This window comes from Duncaniella muris (assembly GCF_003024805.1).
Lineage (GTDB): Bacteria > Bacteroidota > Bacteroidia > Bacteroidales > Muribaculaceae > Duncaniella > Duncaniella muris.
The window spans coordinates 1-16,027 of sequence record NZ_PUEC01000030.1; the positions used below are offsets into that span (position 1 = coordinate 1).

Consider the following 16,027-nt stretch of genomic DNA (forward strand, 5'->3'; position numbering starts at 1 on the left):
TCTGCTGCTGTCCGCTCTTGGGGGCGGTTTAGGCCGCCCCCGCCGCTTGGGCATCCCCTCGCCAGAAGGAGAGAGGAGAATGACTAATGCCCATCTCAAAGTTTTGCACTTCGATTTGGAATCTTCAGGGAATGAACCCACAAGTAAAAAAACGCTAAATTTTGTCATTGGCATCCGCATATTTTAACATTTTGCAGCAAAATCGGGCCTTCTTATTTCCCGCCGGCACCTATTTTACAAATACGATTTTTTTGCTTAATTTTGCCAAAGATTAACATGCACACATTTATTATATATAATGTGTTTAACTTTTAACAGCTACTTATGCTCGCAAAACGCATTATCCCATGTCTTGACGTCAAAAACGGACGCACCGTAAAGGGCGTGAACTTCACCGGCCTGACAGACGTAGGTGACCCAGTGGAACTCGGCGCCCGTTATGCAGCCGAAGGTGCTGACGAACTTGTCTATCTTGACATCAGCGCCACCCTTGAAGAACGAAACACTTTTGCCCGACTCGTTGAGCGCATTTCCGACCGCCTGAACATACCCTTCACTGTTGGCGGAGGTATAGCCTCACTTGATGACGCATCGCGTCTTCTTGATGCCGGCGCCGACAAAATCACAGTCAACTCAGCCGCCGTCCGCCGTCCTGAGCTCATCAGCGAGATAGCTGCCCGCTATGGCAGCCAGTTTATAGTCGTAGCCATTGATGCCAGAATGACTGATGACCGCATTTGGCACGTAACCACCCACGGAGGAACACGCCTTTCTGATCGAGAACTTTTCACTTGGGCTGCAGAAGCCGAAAAACGCGGAGCCGGAGAGATCATGTTCACATCCATGAACCACGACGGCACTCGCAGGGGCTACCCCTGCGACACTTTCAGCCAGCTCGCCGCCACCCTCAGCATACCGATTATAGCCTCAGGAGGTGCGGGCAGTGTCAGCGACATTGCCGACGTGCTCACTCTCGGCAAAGCCGATGCCGCTCTTGCCGCTTCAATATTCCACTACGGTGAAATCTCCGTTGAAGACCTCAAACGAGAACTCGCCACACGCAACATTCCAGTCAGATTATGAATTTCAACGATTTCAATCTCGAAAAATGCGCCGACGGCCTTCTCCCTGTCATAATTCAGGATGCCGTCACGCTCCGCGTACTCATGCTTGGCTATATGAACCGCGAAGCCTTTGACCTAACATGCTCAAGCGGACATGTGACATTTTACAGCCGCACCCGTTCCTGCCTGTGGACCAAAGGAGAGACAAGCGGTCACTTCCTTGAAGTAGTTGACATGTACAGCGACTGCGACAATGACACCTTATTAATAAAAGCAAATCCAATCGGCCCCACATGCCATCGCGGAACCACATCGTGCTTTGACACTCCTGCCGAGGAAGGTTTCATCCGCTCACTCGCTGCGCTCATCAGCCGACGCCACGCGGAAATGCCAGAAGACAGCTACACCACACGACTATTCATAAAAGGAGTCAAGAAAATCGCCCAGAAAGTAGGCGAAGAAGCTGTAGAATCAACCATTGAAGCTGTCGACGGAAACCGCGACCGGTTTTCATACGAAGCCTGCGATCTGATCTACCATCTTCTCGTACTTATCGAACAGATGGGGCTCTCGCTTCCTGACATGGAGCGCGAACTGCTGCGCCGCCACAGTTAGAGAAAGTATTGAACACAAGTCAGACATAATTTCAGAGCCGGGACAACAATCTAAAGTTATCCCGGCTCTGAAATTATTATCGATACTGTGGCAGGAGTGGCACAGGGAATTTTGAAAACAAAGTCTGTACAGCCTCTGCTATGCCTTGCAGGTTACGGAACTGAGTGTCACCATTGTCAAGAATTGTACCCACTGAGGCCGAGAACAAAGGAACCTTCTGAGCGATATTGACCATATCCATAGTGAGCACCCCCTCGCGATACACACCTGTTATAACTTGAGCATTGGCATAATACCCCGGCCAATAATAGCCTCTCGGATACATAAACCACGGAGCATAACCGTGATACGGTCCCCAATAATACGGATAGCCTCCCGGAGGAATGGCCGGTTCAGTAGCGATCTGCTGCTTGATGGTAAGACCTATATTGATCAGCAATGGAGAAGCCGGATCCTCTCTGAAACCACGGTCGACCATCTGCTCCCTGATAGCAGCCGCTATATTATAATATGTAACCATTGCCATTCCAGGAGGAAGTTTACCCTCGTCGGGGGTGACGATGCGGAAAGTCGAGTAATTGCTCAGATCCGCGTCATTATACGTGGTACTCGTCACCAGATTATACGGGCTACACGAACTCAGTATCACCATCACGGCAAGCACCATGAAACCAAACCATTTTTTCATATCATATACATTTTGATAACCTATCTTTTATAAAACCGACAAGCGACTCTGAAAATTCATTATCACTTATATAATAAGAAACGCGGATAATGCTTTTTAGTTCTCTGAGCAAAAGACGTTTTCTTTTTAACACGGCTCTTTCATTTAACTTTGATGCTATAATGCGCCACTGTTAATCAGGTAGTTATATGTAGCAGTTACGCAATGGCTGTATTAATCTCATTTTGGATAAAAGGGTTAATGGCTTTTAACTAACTATCAGTCATACACTTTGAGAATTCCAAGCATTTTTAAATGAAAGAGCCGTGTCTTTTTAAGCTTTTTATAATTTAAAATTTGCTAATGTCACAACTAAGCGCTAATTTTGAACATTATTGACTCCGTAGCGTTAAATTGTTTATACAAGTAATAACAAACGTCAAGCGATCTTTTTTCTTACCCTAAACCTAATAATACAATGGACGATATTACTGGCATCTTCGATGACATGCTCAAACACTACGGGAGCACTGATATCGCTGACGCCGAATTAAAAAAAATGATCCACGAAGATCCGGAACTTCGAGCAAGTTACCGCCAGTGGTGTGACGAAGTAGGCAGCTCCGAAAAGAGAGGCTTCCTTGACTATTGCGAGGAGTATTTCGAATCTCAGGATTCTATTTGGGATAACCTCAAAGATGAATATGACGAATAATCCATCCGTGGCTACGACCACGGCCTCACGCCGACTCCCGGCTGAATGGGAGAACCAGGACTGCGTAATCTTAGCGTGGCCTCATGAAAATACTGACTGGGCATATATTCTGCCCGAAGCCCGCAGATGCATTGCGGAGATAGTGCGCGCAATCGCTGATGCCGGCGAGTGTGTGGCACTTGCCGGTCCGGCGGAATTCTGTCTCGACTCCATCCGCGAACAGAATTTCGACTCTTCACGTGTCAGATTTTTTGACCTACCGACAAATGACACCTGGGCTCGCGACTTCGGCCCGATCACAGTCGAATCTGACGGATCAAAGCTACTGCTTGATTTCAAATTCAATGGCTGGGGGCTGAAATTTGCCGCTGACAAAGACAACCTGATCACCTCCAGGCTAAACGCACTCGGTCTGTTTGCCCATAAGGTTGAAAATCGGCTGAATTTCGTGCTTGAAGGCGGTTCGATCGAATCTGACGGCAAAGACACGCTGCTGACCACCGCAGAATGCCTGCTGTCACCTAACCGCAACGGCCAGTGTAGTCGTGAAGAAATATCCGAATACCTCCGCAAAGCATTCGGACTAAACCACATTCTCTATCTCAATCACGGAGCCCTAATCGGAGATGACACTGACAGCCACATCGACACCCTCGCACGACTTGCTCCAAATGACACCATAATCTACTGCGGCCCCGGCGATGCCGGCAATCCGAACCATCAGGAACTGGCAAAAATGAAAGAGGAACTTTCAACTCTGCGCACCCCGTCAGGCCAGCCATACAACCTGATAGAGCTACCGCTGCCCGATGTCATAGAAATTGACGGCGAGATTCTTCCGGCGACCTATGCGAACTTCCTCATAACACCGACGCGGATACTGATGCCGACCTACGGACAGGCACAAAAAGATATGCTCACCGCACAGGTGCTAAAAATAGCATTCCCTGAGCATGACATCTGCGGAATCGACTGCATTCCTCTGATCCGTCAGCACGGTTCGCTCCACTGCGTGACCATGCAGATACCCGCCGGAACAGTCAATGGCATCAGCGACAACCGCTGGATCTGACACACACTCTCTCTTTTTAACTGAGACCCGAATCCAATAATCATCAATCCCAATAAGATATACACAGCATTATGCTCGTAGGCCTTATACAACAGCACAACACCCCCGACATCGATTCCAACCGCCTGCGCCTTGCAGAAAAGGTCAGACAGCTTGCCTCTCAGGGAGCACAGCTTGTGGTCCTTCAGGAACTCCATGACTCTCTCTACTTCTGTCAGGTAGAGACTGTCGACAATTTTGATCTCGCGGTCAGCATTGATCTTGAATCACCGGTAGCCAGTTTCTATTCCTCAGTAGCTCGTGAAGCCGGAGTGGTACTTGTCACCTCTCTGTTCGAACGCCGTGCCTCCGGGCTCTATCACAACACCTCTCTTGTGTTTGACAGCGACGGATCTCTTGCCGGCAAATACCGCAAAATGCACATCCCCGATGATCCCGCATATTATGAGAAGTTCTATTTTACTCCCGGCGACATAGGTTTCAAACCGATCACAACCTCAGTGGGTCGTCTTGGAGTTCTTGTCTGCTGGGACCAATGGTATCCTGAAGCCGCACGCCTGATGGCCATGAACGGAGCCGAAATGCTGATCTACCCAACTGCGATAGGATGGGAAAGCAGCGACACGCCTGACGAAAAAAAACGCCAGCGAGATGCCTGGATGACAGTGCAGCGCGGCCATGCGGTGGCCAATGGACTGCCGGTTGTAACAGTCAATCGTGTGGGCCACGAGCCTGATCCGTCAGGAGCCACAAACGGAATATCTTTCTGGGGTTCAAGTTTTGTGGCCGGTCCTCAGGGCGAACTTCTCTATCTCGCACCTGACAATGCTGAGGCTGAGACCGTGGTAGAAATTGACATGAAACGTTCGGAGCAGGTGCGCCGCTGGTGGCCATTCCTACGCGACCGCAGAATTGAAGCCTACGGAGATCTCACAAAACGTTTCATTGACTGACGGTGCTACGCGGTTCAAAACTCAACATCTAGAAAGTGACCACAACACAACCATTCACAACCTCGTCCGGTGACTACCTGTCGGTATTGCTCAGCCTGTGGATTCCTCGTTACGGCTGGACAATCATACTTCCCATAGCCATCTGTGCCGCAGCAGGCTTTGTCTACGACCCGCGCTTCCTGCTCATAGCCCTGATGTTGCTTTTCATTGTGGTGCCGATGCTCATGTCATTTCTCTATACCTACTACATGCTCACACCTGAAGCACGACGGGCTGTCATCAGAAAGCAGGTAGAGATTGACGAAAATAATTTCATCCGCCTCATCTATCTGTCGGATGGAAAAAAAGAAAATGCAGAATCCGGAAAATCAGTCGCTCAACGCACCCTCCTGCCCATAGCATCTGAAGAAGAACGTGCACCTCTTCCGCCTCTGCCCGTTCCGGATCCGGAAACAATCCAATGGTCTGAGATACTGTCTGTCAGATCCACATCCAGGTTCAGAGTCTACATACTGAAAGGGAGCAGACTCACATTCCTTCTCATCCCTTGGGATGCGTTACGGCCTGCGAGCGCCACTTCATGTTCCGACTGACATCCAGCAGAAAAAATAAATCCATTTGATATATCCACCCGCATAATACCATAATAATATGTCACTGCCACGCCACAGAGTCTATGGCCTTATAGGCTTTCCCCTCACCCACTCCTTCTCAATGAACTATTTCAACAACATGTTCGAGTCAGAAAATATCGACGCCGAATATGTCAATTTTGAAATACCGGAAATTGGCGATCTCATGGAGGTAATTTCTGAAAATCCGAATCTTTCAGGCCTCAACGTGACCATCCCTTACAAAGAGCAGGTCATCCCCTATATGAGCGAGATGGACACGGAAGCCGCTCATATAGGGGCTGTGAATGTCATAAAGATCATACGCGACAAAAACGGAGACATCCGGCTCAAAGGCTATAACAGCGATGCCATGGGATTCCAGAATTCTATCGCACCTCTTATCAACCCCAAACGTAACCGGGCTTTGATACTTGGCACCGGGGGCGCATCAAAGGCTATCAACCGCGCCCTGATAAACCTCGGTGTCGAACCTGTCTTCGTGTCACGTACACCTGCAGAGGGTCAGCTTTCTTATGCTCAACTCACACCGGAAGTAATGGAAAGCCACAGGATCATAGTAAACTGCACCCCGCTGGGGATGTATCCAAATGTTGACCGCTGCCCAGACATTCCTTATGATCTACTGACACCGGACCATCTTTGTTACGATCTGATCTATAACCCTGATGTCACTACATTCATGAAAAAATCGCGCGCCTACGGAGCCGAAGTCAAAAACGGCCTTGAGATGCTCCTTCTCCAGGCATTCGAGTCATGGAACATCTGGAACATGTAAACAGTACACCTTCTCACTCTCCACGGTTTTGCCTCTCCCGCTCATTCCTCTTCTGCCATTTACCGTTGCGTTTATAACCGGTATCCTTCTGCAGGGGTGTGGTATGGGCGGATTTTTTATGTTCCTACTTACAGCCGGAGCCTTCGCTGCGGCTGTTCTGCGCCGTTACAGCATCTCGATACTCCTGATCGCGATGACTCTTGGCTGCTTGGACAGCGAACTTCATGCTCCGCCGCAATTGCCTACGGAGTTCAGCCAACATTCATACTGCTTTTCAGGTGTCACCACTGAAGTACGCCGTTTCGAGCCCACACAGACTCTGATTGTCAAGATCGACTCCTGCAACGGCCACGCAATCCGGCCTTTCAGAGTCAAAGTCTCGGTGCCGTCATCAGTACCTACTGTCGATGAACGATGGCGCATACATTTTCCGGCAAAACTTGACAACATTGAATATGACCCAGATCTCCCAGATGAAATCGACTACAATTCATCTCTACGGCGCAGCGGAGTCATAGGCCAAGCATTGATTTCGCCTGACAGCCTCAGAATCATTCAGCCGGAGCCGGGACTTTTAAACACCATCCGCAGACAGCACGAAAAAATCACACTCCTTATAGCTGCCTCAGCGCTGACTGACAAGACTCAGGGATTTCTGAACGCCGCTCTCACAGGAGACCGCTCAATGCTGACAGCAGAGACTCGCGAGATCTTTTCCATAACCGGGCTCTCTCACATACTGGCTCTCAGCGGGCTGCACGTAGGCATAATCGCACTTATAATTTCACTTGTACTTCTGCCTCTCCGACTTACCGGACTGAACAATCTACGCACAATACTCACAATAATCCTCCTGTGGATGTTCGCAATAATGACGGGACTGAGCCCGTCTGTGGTACGCGCTGTGATAATGGCATCGGTCCTTCTGATCTCCGCTATGCTCCAGCGGGTTCGCGCACCGTTCAACTCGCTATGCCTTGCAGCACTGCTGATATTACTTTTTACTCCTCAGGCCATCTATTCGATCGGCTTCCAGCTATCTTTTCTTGCCGTTATATCCATATTGCTGTTTGCTGAGAAGATCAACCCGTTCAGCCGCCGCAACGCCATAGCATACACTTTCGCCACATATCCGGCAGTAACTCTAGCCGCCCTGCTCGGAACCGGGATAGTCAGCGCTTACTATTTCAACATTATACCTGTCTATGCACTTCCTGTCAATTTCATCAGCGCGTTGCTGCTGCCGCTAATTCTTGGCGGTGGTATCGTACTTCTTTCAGCCAATGCCGCCGGCCTTCAATGGCTCTGGCTTGCAGACTGCGTTGACTCGCTTTACAGTATAATCCTCTCGGCCTCAACCTTTGCAAGCACCCTTCCCGGAGCTGTTGCCGACGGCATCCTACTCCACCCTTTCACTATAGCCGCATGGTTTGTCACTCTTGCAGCATTTGCCATCTGGCTCTACAGGCGCAGACCGGCCGGGCTCGCTGCAACAATTATGCTCTCAGTCTTCACCGTCTTCATCACGGCCTCATTCCGATGCAATGCCGGCCATGGCGCAGAACTCTACATTCCACGTACAGGCCGACAGACGTCAGTCATTATACGCCATGACAATACTCTGGTCTTCGCCACAACAACCCGAAACCATGAATCCGGGGATATTATTGACAGTTATACACAAAAATACAGACTTTTCATGCTCAAACGTGGCATTGACTCAATACGCCAGCTCCCGGCTCATTGCCACTCCGGGCTGTTCTCCAGACACGACAACCTACTTACATTCCGGACTCATTCCGGCAGATCTACTTCCAGTTCCGCCGACAGCCTCTTGACAATTCTAATGGTTTACGACAAATCACATGTCTCTGACTGTGACCGACACATCAGCTATGCACTTGTGTGCAACGGTTTCCGCGGCGACATCAGAGATCTCGCCGCGGAGATCAGACCTGATACAATACTCCTTAGCGCCGATCTGAACCGCAGGCGACATGACCGCTACCGTCAGGAACTGACCGAAGCCGACATACCACACAGATCACTGCGCAACACTCCATTTTCAATAATCCTTAAGCCAATCCACTGACCATTAGACTCCGACAGCGGTCTGTAACCGGCTTCCTTCATCAGTTCATCCCAATTTTCAGGGAGCTCGATCTTTAAGTGGAATATCCTCCGGCGCAGACTTGTCACCGAACTCACAGCTGAGATTACACAAATTGGGGAATGGGGCCCTACCGGCTTCTGTCATAGACATTGCGACGATTGTGCCACACATTTTTTGATCAGTATTTTTGTTTTTCATCTCGTTTTTAATAATTTTGCATTTATAAGTCTGTCATGCTGTTATATGCCATCCAGACATAGAAAACACTATTCTCAGCCAATAAATCACATTTGAATTTATGGAATCACAAACCACTCAGAACATGAACCCGCAAATGGCCCAGGCGCCGAAGCTTCCAACCATCCCGGAACCAAAATATACCATGCGCTGGCTTGGACTACAGACCCTTTTTGTGCTCGGAATCTCGATCATATTCACCATGATCGCATCCGGGATAGACAGTCTCGCGGAATCACGCGCCGAACTGACCCTTCTGAGTGAAGCGGCAAGCACACTGGTCTGCAACTCGACAGGCTACTGCTTTGCCATAACGGCAATCTCGCTGCTGTCACTGACACTTATTGAAATCAGATACCGCAAGACTGTCAACTATCTGCAATATGGACTGACAGGCTGCGCGCTCTGCCTGTTCTTCCTCCTGTTGCTCGCTATGGCCGAAAAAATGCCGTTCTACATCGCTTACGCAATTGTGACAGCCATGACAGTAGGCCTTATAGGCACATTTGTCAAAGGAATTATGGCCTATACTAAAGCAGTTGTCCTGACTGCGGGCATTCTGATTGTGGAATACGGCATCATACTCCTTCTTCTCTACATGGGCTCGATGGCCCTGCTGATTGGCAGTCTGTCACTGTTCGTGATTCTGGCCATAGCCATGTATTTTACACTCAAACTAAAAGTGATAAACCGGGAACTAACAATACAGTGACAAAGCAATGAGCAATCTGCCACCACGCATTACACCTCCGCCATTGCCGGTATTCACGCCTCAGCCCCCTTCAGCCAAACCAAACCGACCTTCCGGACCAGACATGTCAGTCGGACTGAAGATAGTCCTGATGGGGCTGCTCTGCTGTGTGCTCATGATCGGCGCTATTGCAATATGGCTGATGGCCTATGACCGCAATACAACCAGTGCGGATGTCTCACAGGATATTGTCGGGCAATGGGGCGAAAAGACATATATTGACGGCCCCTTTCTTGCAATCGAGCCGGACACCGACAGTCTTAGACCTGCCGGTATTGTCCCGGTAGCGCTTAACGTGAACGCCAACGTAGAAACCATGTCGCTTCACCGCGGCATCTATGAAGCGGAAGTATTCACAGCTGCCATCAGCATGAAAGGTCACTTCAGATCGTCAGATTTCAAACGTTTTGAGTCCGATTCAATAACAGTCAAAATCGACATTGATCCGCACAACGTAACCGAAACAAGCCCGCTGAAGATCGGTGACACCACATATGCCTGGAGCCGTTCGGATTCGAGCCTTCATGCATGTATCCCTATAGCCGATCTTGATAAAATCGAAGATGTCCCGTTCAGCACCTCGATAAAAGCGCGCGGATCAGGCGGATTTTTCATCATGCCGTCTGCTGACACAAACACTATAACCATCATCGGAAATGCCACCAATCCTTCATTCAGCAGAGAGCAATTGCCGGTCAGCCGCAAGGTAGGCAAAGACGGCTTCTCAGCCAGATGGGAGATACGGCATACTGTCGGCGGCTACAACGTGTGTGAATACGTCGGTGCCGATTTTCTCCTCGGTGTCGACCGCTATCAGAAAGTATGCCGTGCCATAAAATATGCATTCATAATCATCATTCTGACTTTTTTCAGCGTATTTTTCACGGAGACCACCATGCACCGCCCAATACCGATGTTCAATTACTTCCTCATCGGTGTGGCTCTGATCCTGTTCTACTCTCTGCTGCTGGGACTGTCAGAACACATGTCATTCGGAGCAAGCTATCTGATAGCCGCAGTCATGACCATAACCCTGATCACATGCTACATGTGGAAGATGCTCGGCTCAAAAGCTGTCGGCCTTGCCATCTGCGGTGTGCTCTCTATAATGTATGGTTTCTGCTATGTGATGCTATGCATCTCGACCTACGCACTTCTGTTCGGAAGCCTGCTGCTGTTCGTGGCACTTGCCGCAACCATGTATGGATCACTGAAAATTCAATATCGGTAAAAACGCTCACAATCAACAAAAAAACCACAGCGGCCACCGGTTATATGCCGGCGACCGCTGTATTTTTTATATCTGGGTGCATTTCCGGAATATCCGGTCCGCAAAGTTCATATCATAATGTCTCATATGCCCCTTTGGCAAGAAGCTCACGATATCCGCAATTGAAATAGTGCCGCTCAAAATCCTTGGGCCTCAGAATATGCTCGTTCCAGATCACAAGATCGAGATCTATTTTGATCATGCCTTTCAATGTATCCTCCATTGTGCGTCCACACTCGGCTTCCCACTCTTTCAGATATTTCACTATAGTCTCACGGTCATGAGAAGTGTAACCATGTACAACAGCATTGAAATACGGTTCATCCTTGCCGTTGAAAGCCTCAGATTCATAGACCGATGAAGCCGAAGCGTTTTCTAAATAGCCGAGCAGATGCTCGATGGCCTGCCCGATCTGACAGCTGCGGTCTGCGGTATTGCTTCCGAGTCCGACCGTACAGGAATTAAGGTTCTCGATCATTGTGCGACTCCTTTCATGGTCAGAGCTATGCGGCCACGTGATGTATCTATGTCCATCACTCTCACTCTGACGTTCTGCCCGATGCTGACTACTTCAGAAGGAGAGGAAATGAAACGCTCGCTGAGTTGAGAAATATGTATCAGGCCGTTTTCCTTCATGCCGAGATCAACAAACACACCGAAGGCAGTTATATTGTTGACCTTTCCGGTAAGCTCCTGGCCTATATGTAGGTCATCTATCGTTCTGACAGAATCATCATAAGGCGTCTCTTCTACTGTCTCACGCGGATCCCGGCCAGGCTTCTCAAGTTCCAGAATGATATCAGTGAGCGTCGGAAGACCGACTTCTTTTGTCACATAACGGTCAAGCTCAATACTGTGGAGCAGATTGCGGTCACGGGCAAGACGAGCCACATCGGCCTTGGCATCAAAGGCTATCTGTTCTACCAGTTCATAGCGTTCAGGGTGAACACCCGTGTTGTCAAGCGGATTAGGCGCTCCAGGAATGCGCAGGAAGCCTGCACACTGCTGAAAAGCCTTCTCTCCCATACGTGGCACCTGAAGCAATTGGTCACGAGAAGTAAAATCGCCATTTTCAGCACGATATTTCACTATGTTGGCAGCCAGCGACGGGCCAATGCCTGAGACATAAGACAGCAACTGCCTGGATGCGGTGTTGACATTCACACCGACTGTATTCACACAGCTTTCAACCACATAGTCCAGCGAATCCTTGAGCTTAGTCTGGTTGACAGCATGCTGATACTGCCCTACACCGATCGACTTCGGATCAATCTTCACAAGTTCGGCCAGTGGGTCGATCAGGCGGCGACCGATCGATACAGCTCCACGCACAGTGACATCTTCATTCGGGAATTCCTCGCGAGCGACTTCAGAGGCCGAATAGACCGATGCCCCGTTTTCATTCACCATAAACAACTGCACCTTGCGAGGCAACATCACATCACGGATAAAGCGTTCCGTCTCTCGTCCGGCAGTGCCGTTCCCGATAGCTATGGCGTCAATCCGATAGCGATCCACATAAAAACAAAGGGCATCGGCAGCTCCGACAAAGTCATTGGCCGGAGGCGTGGGATAGATGACATCATGCTGAAGCAGATTGCCCTGCTCGTCAAGCACCACAAGTTTGCAGCCTGTGCGGAAACCGGGATCTATAGCAAGCACGCGCTTGCGACCGAGCGGAGCCGCCATCAGGAGCTGGCGCACATTGTCGGCAAACATCTGTATGGCCGCATCATCGCTCTTTTCTTTGGTGGCAGCAGCCACTTCATTTTCTATCGATGGCCTCATCAGACGACGGTAACCGTCCTTTACAGCACCGCGCACTAGAGACGCACACTCTTCCGATGCGCCCGAACGGACAAACATACGAGAAAGACGGTCAATCATTTCATCGTCATCAATCGTAATCGACACCTTGAGAATTTCTTCCTCTTCTCCACGGCGCATGGCGAGATAACGGTGAGAATTGCAGGTCCTCAATGGCTCGGAGAAGTTGAAATAGTTCTGATAATTCTTCCCCTCATCTTCCTTACCGGCAATCACTTTGGAATTGATGACAGCCGAACGCTGATAACGTGATCTGACAAGATTCCTTGCTTTCTCGCTCTCGCTTACCCATTCGGCAATTATATCGGATGCTCCGGCCAGAGCCGCGCTTATGCTTCCGGCTTCCTTTGCAAATTTTTTGGCCTGCTTCTCAACATCAGTCGAGTTCTGAGCCATGATTATTTTAGCCAAAGGCTCAAGCCCAAGAGCTCGCGCAGCTTGCGCACGGGTGTTGCGTTTAGGTTTATACGGAAGATATATATCCTCCAGAGCCACCGGATCAAGTGTCTCGTTTATACGCTCTTCAAGTTCAGCCGTCAGCGCGCCGCGCTCGCGGATCACGTCAAGGATATATTCCTTACGCTTGTCAAGTTCGGAAAGTTCCTGATGGCGCTTCTGAACGGCATGGACTGTCACTTCGTCCATCCCTCCGGTTGCTTCTTTTCGATAACGGGCAATGAAAGGAATAGTAGCTCCTTCATCCAGCAGGCGAAGACATGCCGCCACATGCTTACGCAGATGGGTGCCGAGTTCGGCAGTAATTACATTGGCGTGTACGTTGGCCATTAATGTAGGTTTTTTGCTTTTTTAAGTGTGAATAGAGTAATCTCAGGTGTGGCTCCGACACGCGCCGGAAATCCGACGGTGCCTGTTCCTATATTGACATATAACTGGTGGCTGCCGTTGTCATCGGCATAGAGTCCGCCCCATGTCGGATAGCGGTATTTTGCCGGCGACCAGCCGAATATTTCAATCTGCATCGCATGAGTGTGGCCGGAGAGAGAAAGCGGTATATTTATATCCGGTCTGGATGCGATCGAGTCGACCCAATGAGCAGGATTGTGGGTCAGCAATATCTTGACAACACTGTCTGAGTACTGTGGATAGGCATCTGAGAGCGATCCATAGACCGGGAAAGGCGGATCTCCTATATTTTCGACTCCGATAACAGCTATTGAATCACCTCCACGGTGCAGCATAACACATTCATTAAGCAGAAGACGCCAGCCCATATCCTTCTGCAGCGACTTCATAAGATCCATATTACCCTGCTTCGCTGCCTTATCCGGCCAGGAAGCATAGTCACCATAGTCATGATTTCCAAGTATCGACAATACTCCGTCAGGCGCCGAAAGTCTTGAAAGAGGAGCGGCATGAGGAATCAGCTCCGTGCTGCGCGAATTGACTATATCGCCTGTAAACACAATCATATCCGCATCCAGAGCGTTGACTCTGTCAGCAAGAGTGGAAACGAAAGATGTGTCCGAGCCAAATGTCCCAACGTGCAGATCCGAGATCTGGGCAATACGATAGCCGTCAAATCCGTCCGGCAACCCGTCAATACCTATCTCGACTTCATTTACATCAATATGGAACCTATTGATCATAGAAGCCCACAGCATCACACCGAGCACACCGACACCGGTCACCGAAGCGATTGCCGAAAGCCATCTGAGCCGTTTGCGTCTGAGCAACTGCGGAATTCTGGCTGCCAGATCTATGATAACAAAAGCGTATTTTGCGAAATAGACAGATATATATATGTAGATCATCCACATCACAGCCAGCAGAGCGCTCTCTGACGATGTGCGTGGCATCAGCAATGCCACAACAATCAATATAAACAGCGCCACCGCGCTCCACAGATGGACCTGTGCCGGAATCCGGCTCCTGAACCGATGCGTCAGAGCCTTGTAGATATATGTATCAACAAGGAGGTTGACAATAATGGCTATAAGAAGCGGGAACAGTGGAAGACGCATGGATTAAATTCTACTCTTTTTGATTGACTGTTGAATATATCTCTGTATTATCTATCAACAGCTACCGGAGGCAAGAAGTTTGTTGCGTAGCGGATTTGCATACATCATATACATATATGTCCGCATGAAATTCCGTTCCTGAGGGGTCACATCAGTGATATCAACCTTGTCAAGCTGCCCTTCGACATATTCGGTGACTTTTGCAATATCTTCTTCCGTATAGCGGTCACGATACATATCTGAATCAAACGCATGATCATAAGCCACATAGTTGATTGGATAGATTCTATAGCCGCTGTGTATCGAACTGTCTATCTGATGGCAGATACGGCTCAGAGACTCCTGCTTGTCAGCATCCGCAGGAATAGCTTCAATCATCGGCGAAATGCAGTTTGCAAAAGATATGTGGACACGGCCTTTGTATTGCATCAGACCTGTTTCCATCGAGAAAAGATCGTCACGCTTGCTTTTCTTGAATTCCGGATCGCGATGACGGAGCAGGTATTCGCGGGCTTTCAGATAGTCATTCGGATCATATTCATATGATATGGCTGCCGGACAAATGTTGATTTCGGCCAGATTTTCAGTCAGCGTGCCTCCGCCTGAAAGTCCGAGCATTTTAAGCACACTTTCCTGAGTGTGGTCGCTCGAATCCTTTGCCCTGCCCTGCCTCTGTGCGATCCAGACGCTTTCATGCTTTTGGGTTATAGCATAATGTATATAGGATGAAAGCTGGCGCGCCGCATCAAGAGCCTGACGGGTCGGGAGGTTACGTTTGACAATGAAACTTCCGTTGAGCTTCACGAGATGTGTGATCCATTCGTAAATAAGCAGGTTGTCGCCAATCGCCACTTCTGATGTGGGCATATCACGACGCAGGAAGATCAGATTGATAAACGAGGCATCAAGAACAATATCTCTGTGATTTGTTATGAATGTATAACGTTTTGAGGGATCAATTTTTTCCACGCCTGAGGCCGTAACACCGGCTGTGGTTTTCCGTTCAAGTTCATCAAGGAAATCAGCCATTATCCGTGACTGGAATTCCTGCTTGTTATTGCAGGCAGTCAGCAGGCCTATGAATTGATCATAATCAATGTCAGGAAGAACCCAGCGGATAGCATGTTCAAATCCCGGCTCAGATACCATCTTGGCGATAGCTGTCCGAAACTGCTTTTCATCATAAGGGGCTATCTCTGAGAAATCGAAATTATTTGCGTCCATTGCGCTATAGATGGGGTTTATTTTAAGTTTATAAACCAAAAAATAGATGAAACAATACTTGGCTCAAAGGTAGATGATTTTAGTGTCACATGCAAACGATTTTAAAATTTATTGATTAAGACAGCGC

General features: G+C 49.0%; 16 protein-coding genes. 11 read left to right on the top strand and 5 right to left on the bottom strand.

Annotation, left to right across the window (positions count from 1 at the left end):
• From C5O23_RS14470 to hisIE, 3 genes are all read left to right on the top strand, one after another.
• On the top strand, positions 1–187 hold a 187-nt coding region (locus tag C5O23_RS14470; RefSeq protein WP_205743446.1), incomplete at its 5' end, for a hypothetical protein.
• Positions 188–324: 137 nt separating this feature from the next.
• The gene (gene hisF / locus C5O23_RS11470; RefSeq protein WP_107033080.1) at positions 325–1,083 is read left to right on the top strand and encodes an imidazole glycerol phosphate synthase subunit HisF; all 759 of its coding nucleotides are present in this window, start codon (positions 325–327) and stop codon (positions 1,081–1,083) included.
• Positions 1,080–1,679, top strand: a complete 600-nt coding sequence (gene hisIE / locus C5O23_RS11475) for a bifunctional phosphoribosyl-AMP cyclohydrolase/phosphoribosyl-ATP diphosphatase HisIE (RefSeq protein ID WP_107033081.1) — start codon at positions 1,080–1,082, stop codon at positions 1,677–1,679. Before hisF ends, hisIE begins: the two co-directional genes overlap by 4 nt.
• 76 nt (positions 1,680–1,755) lie before the next feature.
• Here the strand turns inward: hisIE and C5O23_RS11480 are convergent, their stop codons facing one another.
• Complete coding sequence (locus C5O23_RS11480; protein ID WP_107033082.1) at positions 1,756–2,367, bottom strand: DUF4136 domain-containing protein; 612 nt, start codon at positions 2,365–2,367, stop codon at positions 1,756–1,758.
• A gap of 457 nt (positions 2,368–2,824) precedes the next feature.
• On the opposite strand from C5O23_RS11480, the gene C5O23_RS11485 reads away from it, so the two are divergent.
• From C5O23_RS11485 to C5O23_RS11520, 8 genes are all read left to right on the top strand, one after another.
• Positions 2,825–3,061, top strand: a complete 237-nt coding sequence (locus C5O23_RS11485; protein ID WP_107033083.1) for a hypothetical protein — start codon at positions 2,825–2,827, stop codon at positions 3,059–3,061.
• On the top strand, positions 3,045–4,133 hold the full coding sequence (locus C5O23_RS11490) for an agmatine deiminase family protein (RefSeq protein WP_240597820.1): 1,089 nt from the start codon (positions 3,045–3,047) through the stop codon (positions 4,131–4,133). Before C5O23_RS11485 ends, C5O23_RS11490 begins: the two co-directional genes overlap by 17 nt.
• 71 nt (positions 4,134–4,204) lie before the next feature.
• Positions 4,205–5,086 (top strand): carbon-nitrogen hydrolase, encoded by an 882-nt coding sequence (locus tag C5O23_RS11495; protein WP_107033085.1) that lies wholly within the window; start codon positions 4,205–4,207, stop codon positions 5,084–5,086.
• A 35-nt stretch (positions 5,087–5,121) separates the two neighbouring features.
• Complete coding sequence (locus tag C5O23_RS11500) at positions 5,122–5,679, top strand: hypothetical protein (RefSeq protein WP_133166559.1); 558 nt, start codon at positions 5,122–5,124, stop codon at positions 5,677–5,679.
• A gap of 58 nt (positions 5,680–5,737) precedes the next feature.
• Positions 5,738–6,496 carry a shikimate dehydrogenase family protein gene (locus C5O23_RS11505; RefSeq protein ID WP_107033087.1) on the top strand — a complete coding sequence of 253 codons (759 nt, stop codon included), beginning with the start codon at positions 5,738–5,740 and terminating at the stop codon, positions 6,494–6,496.
• Between the two features lie 103 nt (positions 6,497–6,599).
• Positions 6,600–8,588 (top strand): ComEC/Rec2 family competence protein, encoded by a 1,989-nt coding sequence (locus C5O23_RS11510; RefSeq protein WP_107033088.1) that lies wholly within the window; start codon positions 6,600–6,602, stop codon positions 8,586–8,588.
• A gap of 319 nt (positions 8,589–8,907) precedes the next feature.
• The gene (locus C5O23_RS11515; protein WP_107033089.1) at positions 8,908–9,558 is read left to right on the top strand and encodes an inner membrane CreD family protein; all 651 of its coding nucleotides are present in this window, start codon (positions 8,908–8,910) and stop codon (positions 9,556–9,558) included.
• A 7-nt stretch (positions 9,559–9,565) separates the two neighbouring features.
• Positions 9,566–10,828, top strand: a complete 1,263-nt coding sequence (locus C5O23_RS11520; RefSeq protein WP_107033090.1) for an inner membrane CreD family protein — start codon at positions 9,566–9,568, stop codon at positions 10,826–10,828.
• A 112-nt stretch (positions 10,829–10,940) separates the two neighbouring features.
• Here the strand turns inward: C5O23_RS11520 and C5O23_RS11525 are convergent, their stop codons facing one another.
• From C5O23_RS11525 to C5O23_RS11540, 4 genes are read right to left on the bottom strand one after another with little or no spacing between them, the layout of a single operon-like run.
• On the bottom strand, positions 10,941–11,345 hold the full coding sequence (locus tag C5O23_RS11525) for a 2-amino-4-hydroxy-6-hydroxymethyldihydropteridine diphosphokinase (RefSeq protein WP_107033091.1): 405 nt from the start codon (positions 11,343–11,345) through the stop codon (positions 10,941–10,943).
• A complete protein-coding gene (locus tag C5O23_RS11530; RefSeq protein ID WP_107033092.1) occupies positions 11,342–13,480 on the bottom strand; it encodes a Tex family protein in 2,139 nt (712 codons plus the stop codon). The genes C5O23_RS11525 and C5O23_RS11530 overlap by 4 nt, the downstream gene beginning before the upstream one ends.
• Entirely contained in the window at positions 13,480–14,676 is a 1,197-nt protein-coding gene (locus C5O23_RS11535) for a metallophosphoesterase (protein WP_107033093.1), read from the bottom strand. The genes C5O23_RS11530 and C5O23_RS11535 overlap by 1 nt, the downstream gene beginning before the upstream one ends.
• Positions 14,677–14,730: 54 nt before the next feature.
• Positions 14,731–15,900 (bottom strand): acyltransferase, encoded by a 1,170-nt coding sequence (locus C5O23_RS11540; RefSeq protein ID WP_107033094.1) that lies wholly within the window; start codon positions 15,898–15,900, stop codon positions 14,731–14,733.
• Between the last annotated feature and the right edge of the window lie 127 nt (positions 15,901–16,027).

Excerpts from the sequence above, each read along its gene's own strand:
- C5O23_RS11480 (WP_107033082.1), bottom strand. The coding sequence starts at position 2,367 with ATGAAAAAATGGTTTGGTTTCATGGTGCTTGCCGTGATGGTGATACTG.
- C5O23_RS11485 (WP_107033083.1), top strand. The coding sequence starts at position 2,825 with ATGGACGATATTACTGGCATCTTCGATGACATGCTCAAACACTACGGG.
- C5O23_RS11510 (WP_107033088.1), top strand. The coding sequence starts at position 6,600 with ATGGGCGGATTTTTTATGTTCCTACTTACAGCCGGAGCCTTCGCTGCG.
- C5O23_RS11490 (WP_240597820.1), top strand. The coding sequence starts at position 3,045 with ATGAATATGACGAATAATCCATCCGTGGCTACGACCACGGCCTCACGC.
- C5O23_RS11495 (WP_107033085.1), top strand. The coding sequence starts at position 4,205 with ATGCTCGTAGGCCTTATACAACAGCACAACACCCCCGACATCGATTCC.
- C5O23_RS11520 (WP_107033090.1), top strand. The coding sequence starts at position 9,566 with ATGAGCAATCTGCCACCACGCATTACACCTCCGCCATTGCCGGTATTC.
- C5O23_RS11515 (WP_107033089.1), top strand. The coding sequence starts at position 8,908 with ATGGAATCACAAACCACTCAGAACATGAACCCGCAAATGGCCCAGGCG.
- C5O23_RS11535 (WP_107033093.1), bottom strand. The coding sequence starts at position 14,676 with ATGCGTCTTCCACTGTTCCCGCTTCTTATAGCCATTATTGTCAACCTC.
- C5O23_RS11525 (WP_107033091.1), bottom strand. The coding sequence starts at position 11,345 with ATGATCGAGAACCTTAATTCCTGTACGGTCGGACTCGGAAGCAATACC.
- C5O23_RS11505 (WP_107033087.1), top strand. The coding sequence starts at position 5,738 with ATGTCACTGCCACGCCACAGAGTCTATGGCCTTATAGGCTTTCCCCTC.
- C5O23_RS11530 (WP_107033092.1), bottom strand. The coding sequence starts at position 13,480 with ATGGCCAACGTACACGCCAATGTAATTACTGCCGAACTCGGCACCCAT.
- hisIE (WP_107033081.1), top strand. The coding sequence starts at position 1,080 with ATGAATTTCAACGATTTCAATCTCGAAAAATGCGCCGACGGCCTTCTC.
- hisF (WP_107033080.1), top strand. The coding sequence starts at position 325 with ATGCTCGCAAAACGCATTATCCCATGTCTTGACGTCAAAAACGGACGC.
- C5O23_RS11540 (WP_107033094.1), bottom strand. The coding sequence starts at position 15,900 with ATGGACGCAAATAATTTCGATTTCTCAGAGATAGCCCCTTATGATGAA.